Annotated in this window: 14 protein-coding genes; 13 read left to right on the top strand and 1 reads right to left on the bottom strand. The window is 27.9% G+C overall.

Annotated elements, in window-relative coordinates:
• Positions 1–81: 81 nt before the first annotated feature.
• The 13 genes from ylxM (at position 82) to CRIB_RS08630 (ending at position 10,080) form a co-directional block, all read left to right on the top strand.
• Positions 82–450, top strand: coding sequence for a YlxM family DNA-binding protein (gene ylxM / locus CRIB_RS08690; RefSeq protein WP_180701988.1), 369 nt, complete (start codon positions 82–84; stop codon positions 448–450).
• Complete coding sequence (gene ffh, locus CRIB_RS08685) at positions 447–1,799, top strand: signal recognition particle protein (protein WP_180701987.1); 1,353 nt, start codon at positions 447–449, stop codon at positions 1,797–1,799. The genes ylxM and ffh overlap by 4 nt, the downstream gene beginning before the upstream one ends.
• 38 nt (positions 1,800–1,837) lie before the next feature.
• Positions 1,838–2,104 (top strand): 30S ribosomal protein S16, encoded by a 267-nt coding sequence (gene rpsP / locus CRIB_RS08680; protein ID WP_071119726.1) that lies wholly within the window; start codon positions 1,838–1,840, stop codon positions 2,102–2,104.
• A 27-nt stretch (positions 2,105–2,131) separates the two neighbouring features.
• The gene (locus CRIB_RS08675) at positions 2,132–2,359 is read left to right on the top strand and encodes a KH domain-containing protein (RefSeq protein WP_180701986.1); all 228 of its coding nucleotides are present in this window, start codon (positions 2,132–2,134) and stop codon (positions 2,357–2,359) included.
• Between the two features lie 125 nt (positions 2,360–2,484).
• Positions 2,485–2,997 (top strand): ribosome maturation factor RimM, encoded by a 513-nt coding sequence (gene rimM / locus CRIB_RS08670; protein ID WP_180701985.1) that lies wholly within the window; start codon positions 2,485–2,487, stop codon positions 2,995–2,997.
• Positions 2,998–3,005: 8 nt separating this feature from the next.
• Positions 3,006–3,698 (top strand): tRNA (guanosine(37)-N1)-methyltransferase TrmD, encoded by a 693-nt coding sequence (gene trmD / locus CRIB_RS08665; RefSeq protein ID WP_180701984.1) that lies wholly within the window; start codon positions 3,006–3,008, stop codon positions 3,696–3,698.
• A 105-nt stretch (positions 3,699–3,803) separates the two neighbouring features.
• Positions 3,804–4,148 carry a 50S ribosomal protein L19 gene (rplS, locus tag CRIB_RS08660; RefSeq protein ID WP_180703705.1) on the top strand — a complete coding sequence of 115 codons (345 nt, stop codon included), beginning with the start codon at positions 3,804–3,806 and terminating at the stop codon, positions 4,146–4,148.
• 222 nt (positions 4,149–4,370) lie between these two features.
• Complete coding sequence (gene ylqF, locus CRIB_RS08655) at positions 4,371–5,285, top strand: ribosome biogenesis GTPase YlqF (RefSeq protein WP_330404858.1); 915 nt, start codon at positions 4,371–4,373, stop codon at positions 5,283–5,285.
• Between the two features lie 204 nt (positions 5,286–5,489).
• A complete protein-coding gene (gene brnQ, locus CRIB_RS08650; RefSeq protein ID WP_180701983.1) occupies positions 5,490–6,803 on the top strand; it encodes a branched-chain amino acid transport system II carrier protein in 1,314 nt (437 codons plus the stop codon).
• Between the two features lie 118 nt (positions 6,804–6,921).
• Positions 6,922–7,305: an IS630 transposase-related protein gene (locus CRIB_RS08645; protein WP_207204143.1), complete on the top strand. Its 384-nt coding sequence runs from the start codon at positions 6,922–6,924 to the stop codon at positions 7,303–7,305.
• Positions 7,302–7,808 carry an IS630 family transposase gene (locus CRIB_RS08640; protein WP_180703652.1) on the top strand — a complete coding sequence of 169 codons (507 nt, stop codon included), beginning with the start codon at positions 7,302–7,304 and terminating at the stop codon, positions 7,806–7,808. Before CRIB_RS08645 ends, CRIB_RS08640 begins: the two co-directional genes overlap by 4 nt.
• Before the next feature lie 450 nt (positions 7,809–8,258).
• Complete coding sequence (locus tag CRIB_RS08635) at positions 8,259–9,026, top strand: ribonuclease HII (RefSeq protein ID WP_180701982.1); 768 nt, start codon at positions 8,259–8,261, stop codon at positions 9,024–9,026.
• Between the two features lie 34 nt (positions 9,027–9,060).
• Complete coding sequence (locus tag CRIB_RS08630) at positions 9,061–10,080, top strand: alpha-hydroxy-acid oxidizing protein (RefSeq protein WP_180701981.1); 1,020 nt, start codon at positions 9,061–9,063, stop codon at positions 10,078–10,080.
• 217 nt (positions 10,081–10,297) lie between these two features.
• Here the strand turns inward: CRIB_RS08630 and CRIB_RS08625 are convergent, their stop codons facing one another.
• Positions 10,298–11,575 carry a CapA family protein gene (locus CRIB_RS08625; RefSeq protein ID WP_180701980.1) on the bottom strand — a complete coding sequence of 426 codons (1,278 nt, stop codon included), beginning with the start codon at positions 11,573–11,575 and terminating at the stop codon, positions 10,298–10,300.
• Between the last annotated feature and the right edge of the window lie 23 nt (positions 11,576–11,598).

Raw genomic sequence — 11,598 nt, 5'->3', positions numbered from 1 at the left:
GTTGACAATAAGTGCTATATGATATAAAATACAATGTGTAAAGTAAATAACCTTTACAGTATGTATTATGGAAGTGTGATTATGAATATAGAAAAAATGGTTGAGATTGGCTTGCTATTTGAACAATATAAAGAATTATTAACTGATAAGCAAAGAGAAATAGTTTCATTATATTATGAAGAAGATTATTCTCTAGGTGAAATTAGTGAAAATTTAAATGTATCAAGACAAGGTGTATATGATGCATTAAAGCGTTCTGAAAAAATACTAAAGGATTATGAAAATAAATTACATTTAGTAAGAAAAATACAAGAGCAGGAAAAAATCACTAAAACTATAATAGATAAAATTGTTGACATTAAGCAAGATTTATTGCAAAATAGAGATTGTGCTAATTTAATCCCTAAAGTAGAAAATATAGAAGATATATGTAGGGAGATGTTAAAATGATATTTGAAGGATTATCAGATAAACTACAAGGAGCACTTAGTAAGTTAAAATCAAAAGGAAAGCTTACTGAAAAAGATGTTAAAGATGCTATGAGAGAAGTTAAACTTGCTCTTTTAGAAGCTGACGTTAACTTCAAAGTAGTTAAAGATTTCGTAAAGAAAGTTCAAGAAAGATGTGTTGGACAAGAGGTTATGAGCAGTTTAACTCCAGGCCAACATGTAATAAAAATAGTTAATGAAGAATTAACAAGCTTAATGGGTGATGTATCTAGTAAAATTATGATATCTCCTAAACCGCCAACTATAATAATGATGGTAGGTCTTCAAGGAGCAGGTAAAACTACTACATCAGGAAAGCTTGGAGGTTACTTTAAAAAGCAAGGTAAAAGACCACTTCTTATTGCCTGTGATATATATAGACCAGCAGCTATAAAACAATTACAAGTTGTTGGAGAAAAATTAGATATACCAGTCTTTAATATGGGTGATAAAGAAAGCCCAGTAAATATAGCTAAAGCAGGACTAAGTCATGCCATGAAAAATAATCATGATTTAGTTATTATAGATACAGCAGGTAGACTTCATATAGATGAAACTTTAATGGATGAGTTAAAGTCAATAAAATCTGAAGTTAAGCCACATGAAATTCTTTTAGTAGTTGACTCGATGACAGGACAAGATGCAGTAAATGTTGCAGAAAGCTTCAATAATGCACTTGGTGTTGATGGAGTTGTGTTAACAAAACTAGATGGAGATACTAGAGGTGGGGCGGCACTTTCTATAAGAGCTGTAACTCAAAAACCTATAAAGTTTATAGGTATGGGTGAAAAGTTAGATGACTTAGAACCATTCCATCCAGATAGAATGGCATCTAGAATATTAGGCATGGGAGATATCTTAAGCCTAATAGAAAAAGCTCAAGAATCTATGGATTTAGATAAAGCTAAAGAATTAGAACAAAAAATTAAGAAACAAGATCTTGATTTTGAGGATTTCTTAGAGCAAATGGAACAAATTCAAAATATGGGTCCTCTAGACAAAATATTAGGAATGATACCAGGTATGGGTAATATAAAAGACCAACTTGGAGATGTAGACCTAAATGGAAAAGAAATGAAAAGAACGAAAGCAATTGTTCAATCTATGACAGTAGAGGAAAGAAGAGACCCAAGTATATTAAATGCTTCTAGAAAGAAAAGAATAGCTAGAGGTAGTGGTACAAGTGTACAAGATGTAAACAGGCTTATAAAACAATTTAATGAAATGAAGAAGATGATGAAGATGTTTACAGGATCTCAAAAAAGTATGAAGAAAAGGGGCGGTTTTCCCGGACTTCCTTTCTTTAAATAAATAAAAAATAGACAAAAACATTATTCGGAGGTGCTATTATGGCAGTTAAAATAAGATTAAAAAGAATGGGATCAAACAAGAAGCCTTTCTACAGAATAGTAGTTGCTGATTCAAGATCTCCAAGAGATGGAAAATTCATAGAAGAAATAGGATACTACAATCCAGTTTCTCAACCAAAGCAAGTTAAAATAAACGATGAAAAAGCTGTTAAGTGGTTATCAAATGGTGCTCAACCAACTGATACTGTAAAAACTTTATTAGTTAACAATGGTGTAATGGAAAAATTCGAAGCTTCTAAAAAATAATAATTTTTAATTAGGAGAGATAAGTATATGAAAGAGCTAGTGTTAGATATAGCTAAAGCTCTAGTTGATAATCCTGATGCAGTTGTAGTTGAAGAAATTAAAGAAAATGATGAAATCATTTTAAAACTTAGAGTTTCTCAAGACGACATGGGAAAGGTTATCGGAAAGCAGGGCAGAATAGCTAAAGCTATAAGAACTGTCGTAAGATCTGCTGCAAATAGAGAAAAAGTAAAAGTTTCTCTTGAGATAGTATAAAAGGATTAGGTATATGCCTAATCCTTTTTGTATATACTCAGAAATACATAATTATAGTCAATAAATTTAATACTATAATAACTAAATAAATGCATAAAGATTCTTAAACACAAGGAGATATACTAATGGAAAAGCTAACACATTTTAAAATAGGACAAATAGTAAATACTCAAGGATTAAAAGGAGAAGTTAGAGTTTATCCTTTTACTGATGATATATATAGATTTGACGATTTAGAAGAATTCTACTTAGGAAAAGATTTAGAAACTAAGTGGGAAGTAGAAAGAGTTAGATACAAAGGCAACATGGTAATAATGAAAATAAAAAATATTGATAGAGTTGAAGATGCAGAGAGATTAAGAAATAAATTTATGTACGTATCAAGAGAAGAAAGTAGAGAATTAGAAGAAGGTGAATTCTTTATAGCTGATATGATAGGTATGGATGTATACACATTAGACAATGCTCATATAGGAACACTAAAAGATGTATTACAATATGCAGCTAATGATGTATATGTTATAAATAGTAATGAAGGAAAAGAAATTTTAATACCTGCTATAACTAAATTTGTACCGACTATAGATATAGATGAAAGAAAAATGATAATAGACCCTATTAAGGGAATGTTAGATTAGGTGATATTATGAGATTTCATATAATGACACTTTTTCCAGAAATATTTCATTCATATATGAATGAAAGTATAATGAAAAAAGCTGTAGAGAAAAATATAATAGAAGTGAATATATATAATATAAGAGATTTTTCTACTAATAAACATAAAAAAGTAGATGATTATCCATTTGGAGGTGGAGCTGGTATGGTAATGACTCCACAACCTATATATGACACATATAAATATATAATAGAAACACATAATATAAAAAATCCTAGAGTAGTATATTTAACTCCTAAAGGAAAAGTTCATAATCAAAGTATTGCACAAAACTTTTCACAGTTAGATGATGTAATATTTTTATGTGGACATTACGAAGGTATTGATCAAAGGATAATAGATTTAATAGTCACGGATGAAATATCTATAGGTGATTATGTATTAACAGGAGGAGAGCTTCCTGCACTTATACTTATAGATTCTATATCAAGACTTATACCAGGAGTATTAGGGCAAAATGAATCATTTGAAGAGGAATCTTTTAAAGATAATTTATTAGAATACCCTCATTATACTAGACCTAGAGAGTTTATGAACTTAGAAGTTCCATCAGTTTTATTATCTGGAAATCATAAGAATATTGATAAATGGAGATATAAAGAGTCGATAAAAATTACCAAAGAAAGAAGACCAGATTTGTACAAAAAAGCTTGTAAATAAACAATATATATAGTATAATTTTAAATGTTGAAAAAATAAACGGGCATTCCTCTTTTTACACGTAGGAGGTAATTAAGAATGTCTATGATACTAGGAGGAAGAATAATGAACGAATTAGTAAGAGCATTAGGACAAGAGCAATTAAAGAAAGAAGTTCCTAACTTTGGACCTGGGGACACAGTAAAAGTACACGTTAAAATAGTTGAAGGTAAGAGAGAAAGAATACAAGTATTCGAAGGTGTTGTTCTTAAGAGACAAGGTGGAGGAATACAAGAAACTTTCACAGTTAGAAAAATATCTTTCAACGTTGGTGTAGAAAGAACTTTCCCAGTACATTCTCCAAGAATAGAAAAGATAGAAGTAACTAGAAAAGGTAAAGTAAGAAGAGCTAAACTAAACTACTTAAGAGGTAGAGTAGGTAAAGCTGCTAAGATAAAAGAAGCTAGATAATTAAACTTTACTATAAATTAAAGGACTGATTTTATCAGTCCTTTTTACTTGTATTTATATTATTACTTTAAATATAATATCAATGGATAGTTTAAAACTTTATATTATAGGAATAATAGAAGTATTATGTTATATATTAAGAAAGCGTAAAAAAAAATCTTATGGTATAATAGATAAGTTAAAATAAAAAGATCGAATAATTTGCGTAAAGGAGTGATAATCATGGCAAGAGGAGACAGAATGGGAGAAAATTATGATGATTATCTAAGAGATGATAATTTACATATAAACTGGTATCCAGGACATATGAAAAAAACTAGAGATTTAGTTAGAAATAACTTAAAACTAGTTGATGTTGTTGTAGAACTTTTAGATTCTAGAATACCTTTTAGTAGTAGAAACCCAGATATAGATAATTTAGCAGGAAATAAACCAAGAGTTGTCATATTAAATAAATGTGATTTAGCTGATAGGGCTAAATTAGATAGATGGATAAAATACTATAAAGATCGTGGAATAAAAGCTATACCAGTAGATACGCTAAAAGGTGTAGGTTTAAATAAATTAGTAGATGAATGTAAAAATGCAGTTAAAGACAAAATGGATGCTTTAAAAGAAAAAGGTAGAAAAGAAAGACCTATAAGAATAATGATAGTTGGTATTCCAAACGTAGGAAAATCATCTATAATAAATAAATTAACTGGTAGAAAAAGTACAGTTACAGGAGATAGACCAGGTGTAACTAAAGGTAAGCAATGGGTAAGATTAAAAGGAAACTTAGAGTTACTTGATACACCAGGTATACTTTGGCCTAAATTTGAAGATCAAGAAGTTGCACTTAACTTAGCATTTTGTAGAGCAATAAAAGATGAGATATTAGATGTTGAAACTTTAGCGCTTAGATTAATTGGAAAGCTTATGGAGATAGAACCAGAGAAATTAAAGGCAAGATATAAGCTAGAAAAATTAGGTGATAGAGATATAGAAACTATGGATATGATAGGTCGCAAAAGAGGCTTTATCATGGGAAATAAGGAACTTGATTATACTCGTATAGCAACTACAGTTTTAAATGAATTTAGAGATGGAAAAATAGGAAAAATAACTTTAGAAGTTCCTGAAGATATAAAAAACTAGATATAATATAAAAAATATCATCTAATATTAGATGATATTTTTTATATTATAAATTCATATAAGTAAAATTATCAGAAAATTAAATGAATTATAAATATTGTTTGCATTTTGAAAATAAAAATGTTAAAATAAATTTAAAATATTAAGTACAAAATTTATTTAATATATGAAATAAGCTATATAATATAGATTAAGGGGGAGCATATGAAAAAAACAAATAAAGATGTAATAATATTAGGATTTGCATTATTTGCAATGTTCTTTGGTGCAGGGAACTTAATATTTCCACCATTTTTGGGAGTTATATCGGGTTCTAACTGGTTGACAGGATTTGGTGGATTTATATTAGCAGATGTTGGGTTAGCACTACTTGCAATAATTTCAGCCGCTAAGTGTAATGGAGAAGTAGATAAAGTATTATCTAGAAGTGGTAAAAAATTAGGTATAATCTTAGGTTCGTCTATAATGATATGTTTAGGACCATTATTGGCAATACCAAGAACAGCAGCGACAACTTTCGAAATGGGAATTGAACCATTATTTAATGGATTTAGCCCTGTATTATTTTCAATAATATTTTTTACGATTACGTTTATATTAACTATAAAGCCATCAAAGGTAGTAGATATAATAGGTCAATTTTTAACTCCAGCACTACTTGTAGCGTTAGGAGTATTAATAGTTAAAGGGATATTATCTCCATTAGGAGAAATGAGTTTAACAGCTATGAGTGAAAATTTATTTGCAGAAGGTGTTAAGCAAGGTTATCAAACTATGGATGCATTAGGTGCAGTAGCTTTATCAACTGTAATAATATCATCACTTTCAAATAAAGGTTATAAAAATGAACATCAAAAAATTAAGCTTACATTAAAATCAGGAATAGTTGCAGCTATAGGATTAATCTTAGTTTATGGAGGATTAACTTATCTTGGAGCAACGGTATCTACAATATATGGAAAAGATGTAGTTCAAACATCACTAATAGTTGAAATTACAGCATCACTTCTTGGTAATCCAGGAAAGATTATATTAGCTATTATAGTTATGTTAGCTTGTTTAACAACTTCTATAGGACTTACATCAGCAACAGCACAGTTTTTTGAGAAAACTACAAATGGAAAGTTAAGGTATGAATTAATAGTTACTATAGTTTGCATATTTAGTGCCATAGTATCAAACTTTGGTGTAAGTACTATAATAAAATTCTCGGGTCCAATATTAGATATAATATATCCAGCAACAGTTGTACTAGTTATAATGACTTTATTTGGTGATAAAATAAAAAATAATAATGCATTTAAAGGTGCAACTTACATGGCATTAATAGTAAGCGTAGTAACTGTTTTAAATAATATGGAATTAACAAATATATCGTTTATAAATAAGTTACCTTTTTCATCTTTAGGATTTAATTGGATATTACCGGTTTTAATAGGAGCAATTATAGGTAACTTTATACCATCATTTGAGAAAAATGAGCAAGAATTAGAATTTACAGAAAATGAAGTTATATAATAAAAAACTCACTGATAACAGTTTCATCAGTGAGTTTTTTTACGCTTAAGGATATTATAATATTTAAAAAATGTGGATAAATTCTGAATGTATAGTAACCTAACTTTTAAATAATAGTATGCAATATATCAAAAAAGTTAATAAAACTAATATGAGTTATGATATAAAATTTAAACAACGAGTAATTGAATATAGAGAAGAAGGACACACTTTCAAGGAAACTTGTAAAGTATTTAAAATATCTGAAACAACACTAATAAGATGGATAAACAAAAAAAAGGAAGGGAAATTAGGCGAAGTAAAAATAAGAGTTAGAAAACCAAAAAAGATTTGTCCAGAACAATTAGTTAAATATATAGAACAGTATCCAGATGCATACTTATATGAGATAGCAGAAGAATTCAATTGTAGTGATGTGGCTATATTTAAAGCACTTAAGAAACTAAATATAACACGAAAAAAAAGACAACTTTATACAAGGAGCAATGCAAAGAAAAAATAAAAAAATATTTAAATGAAATAAAATATTTTAAAGAAGAAGATATAGTATACATTGATGAAACAGGGATACAAGGATATATTTATAGAGAATATGCTAGAGCCGTAAGAGGTAAAAAGGTTTATGACAAAATACCTGGCAAAAAGTATAAAAGAATAAATATAGTAGCAGGAAAATGTGTAGATAAGATAATCTCTCCTTTAGTATACGATAAAATAATGGATAGTGAGTTTTTTGAAAAATGGTTCAAAGAAATGTTTTTAAAAGAAGTAGAAGAAAACAAAGTTATTGTAATGGATAATGCAACATTTCATTGTAAAAGTAGACTATATGAATTATGCAAGAATGCTAACAAAAATCTAAAATTAATATTTTTACCACCATATTCTCCAGATTTAAATCCAATAGAAAAGTACTGGGCAGTATTAAAAAAGAAGTTGAAAAAAATAGTTAAAAATAACATAAGTTTAGAAGAAACTATTTACCAACTTTTTAAAGTTAATTGACTATAAGTAATATCAATAAATTGTTTTTGAGCGTAAAAAAGATTTTGAAATACTTAGCCCACGCAGTGGCTAAGGCAACGGACGAAGTCATTGGCGACATGAAGTGTTTCGCCGACACGTCGCTCAAGCGAAGCGAATTTTTTATACTACAAATTATCATTATAAGATATACTAAGATATAGCTAATAAATTATTATATATGTTTTAATTAAAATACTTTATTAAAGTAAAGTTATCATTTTGTATTGTTTAAAAGCACCATAAATAATAAAAGTATTTTATAATTAGAATTATTATTAAAACCTATATATAAATTTTATATATTAAAATAATGTATAGTTACTTTTAAAAAATGTATATACAAGTATTATATTTGTATAAGTTTTATGATTAAATATAATTAATAGGATATAAAAAATTACATGATGCAAATAATGTAAGGAGAAGATTATGAAAGAGAAAAGTGTAAAGGAAATTAAAGAAATAGTAGATAGCTTAAGTATAGATAAATACTTAGAGTATATTGATATATTAAAAGATGATGAAAGAAAATCAGTTCAAAATATAGCAATTAAGATGGGAAAAAAATTAGATAATATAAGAAAAGAAGAAGAGAGATTAGAACTTATAAATACATATGAAAATGAAGGGTACACTAAAGGATATTTATACATAGGTGGAATAGACGAAGCAGGACGTGGTCCACTAGCAGGCCCTGTAGTAGCTAGTGTAGTAGTATTTAAACCTAATACTAAAATAGAAGGAATAAATGATTCTAAAAAACTAAGTGAAGCAAAAAGAGAAGAGTTATTCGATATAATAAAAGAAGAAGCTTTAGATTATGGAATAGGTATAGTTAATAATGAAGATATAGATAAATATAACATATTAAATGCTACTTATATGGCGATGAAAAAGGCTTTAAATTGTTTAAAAAATCCACCAGATTACTTACTAATAGATGCGGCTACAATACCAGGAATAGATATATGTCAAAAATCGATAATTAAGGGAGATTCTAAATCTATATCAATTGCGGCAGCTAGCATATTAGCTAAAGTTACAAGAGATAATATAATGTATCAATATGATGAATTATTTCCGGAATATGGATTTAAATCTCACAAAGGATATGGAACAAAAGAACACTATGAGGCAATTGAAAAATATGGGATAACTCGTATACATAGAAAAAGTTTCTTAAAGAATGTGTTATAAATTTATAGAAAAATTATATAGGAGGAATTTTATAATGGATTTTAAGGAAGTTGAAAAAGTTGCTAGAGAAAATTTTAATGGAAGTTGTAAGGTATGCAAAGTATGTAATGGAGTTGCTTGTGCTGGAGAAGTTCCTGGAATGGGAGGAAAGGGAAGCGGATTTTCTTTTATAGATAATAGAAAAAGCTTAGAAAAAATAAAAATCAATATGAGGGTTATACATAGTGTTTCTAATCCAGATACGACTATAGAGTTATTTGGAAAGAAAATGGATGCTCCGATATTTGCAGCACCTATAACTGGAACAACTTTAAATATGGGTGGAAAAATTTCTGAGAGGGATTATATAGAACCTGTTGTAAAGGGATGTATAGAGAGTGGAGTATACGCTATGGTCGGAGATACTGCAGTTGATGCCTTTTTACTAGAAAATTTAAGTATACTTAAGGAGTATAATGGACAAGGCATAGTATTTATAAAGCCGTGGGAAAATGATGATATAATAAACAAAATAAAATTAGCAGAAAAGTCAAATGCCATAGCAGTAGGCGTTGATATAGATGCATGTGGACTTGTTACATTATCTATGCATGGAAAAAAGGTTGTTCCAAAAACTGTAGAAGATTTAAGAAAACTTAAAAATTCGACTAAATTACCTTTTATAATTAAAGGTATAATGACTGTTGAAGATGCTTTAATGGCTGTTGAGGCAGGTGTTGATGCAATAGTTATATCAAATCATGGTGGTAGAGTATTAGACTGTACTCCTGGAGTTTGTGAAGTAATTCCAGCAATTGCGAAAGCCGTAAAAGGAAAAGTTACTATACTTGCTGATGGTGGAGTTAGAACTGGAGTAGATGTAGTTAAAATGATAGGATTGGGTGCAGATGCAGTTTTAATAGGGAGACCATTTGTAACTGCTTCATTTGGTGGAAAAACAGAGGGTGTTAAGGCCTATGTGGAAAATATAAAGAATGAATTAAAATCAACTATGATTTTAACTGGATGTCAATCTATAAAAGATATAGATAATAAGGTTATATATAATTATTAATCATAAAAAGAAGCTATTAGTGAAACTAAGAATTATAGATAGACTATAAAACTTTGTTTAAAATAGCTTCTTTTGCTTTAAAGCTCTACTTTAAAAATTGTTATGTTTAAAATGAGTGTTTGTTGATATCACAAATATTTAATATTAACAAAAGTAATAAATATTATTAGCTTTTTATCAATATTATTTATATTTTGTAGAGCTTTTAAAATAGTTATTAAAATGGACTATTTATAACATTTATTATATCAGATTGTTTAACTTGTGAGGCGGTATTATTATAAGAATTTTTTAATTTTTCTAAAGTTGTACTGTCTAAATAACTAAAATCTTCCTTATTAGTTATAGGTAAAACTTCATAAAATATCTTACCTTCTTTATTATATTTATTAACCCATGTAGGAATACAATTTACTTTAGATACAAATGTTTTATCATTATTTTTAGTAATTTCTATATTAACCATAAGTCCATCTTCAGTAAATGGTGTTCCTAGAAGCTCTCTTCTTTGATTTGAGATAAAATTTCCAAGAGAATATATAACTAAAGTTTCATTACTTTTATCAGTAGATTTTATTATTTCAATAGGTTGAACTACATGAGGATGAGATCCTATTATTATATCTACGCCGATATCGCTAAGTTTTTGAGCTAAATCATGTTGAAATTGGTTTGGAATTCTTTTATATTCATCCCCCCAATGAATAACCAGTATTTGAATATCTGTATGTGATATATTTTTTAATGTATTATTTATAGTATTAAAAGCATTATTTACATCTGAGCTATCGAATACATTTAATTTATCTTTAGATTTATCTGAAACTTTGATACCATTCAAAAATTTAGTGTTTTCTTTAATGTCACCATAAGAAAAAGATGTTATACCTAAGCTTATTCCATTAACTTCTTTTATTAAATAATTCTCATCACCAAGTTTTGAAATTGTTCCTATAGTACTAAAATTTTTAGATTTTAGTACATCTAAAGTTCTTTCTACTCCTAAATCACCTTTATCAAAAGTATGATTGTTTATAGTTGAAATTATATCTACACCTGCATTTTTTAATGCATCAGCTAAAGCATCTGGAGTATTAAACGTTGGATAAGAGCTATATGGTATACCATCACCAGCTAATGTGGTTTCTAAATTTGCAATAGATAAGTCTGCTTCTTTTATGTAACTGGACACATATTTATAATTATTATCAAAAGAATATGTATTTGTCTTAGGTTCGTGTTGTGCATTAAGTTGAGGTGTATGAGCCATAATATCTCCTATTGCATTTATTGTAATCTTACTAGTTTTATTGGTTGATAAAGTTTCTACAATTTGTTTATTTTTTACCATTTCAATATTATCTTTTTTATTAAATAAATTAAAACTATTAAATAAAAGAATAAAAGCTAACACTGAAACTGATAAAGATAATCCTATTATTTTAAACTTCTTTTTTAAATTTTTTTTTTTCTTTTTTTTATTATATCTTCCCATTGAACATTCCCCCCTATAATAGT

The organism is Romboutsia ilealis (assembly GCF_900015215.1).
GTDB classification, from domain to species: Bacteria; Bacillota; Clostridia; order Peptostreptococcales; family Peptostreptococcaceae; genus Romboutsia; species Romboutsia ilealis.
The sequence above is the reverse complement of the archived record's forward strand: the minus strand, read 5'-3'. Positions and strand labels throughout refer to the sequence as shown.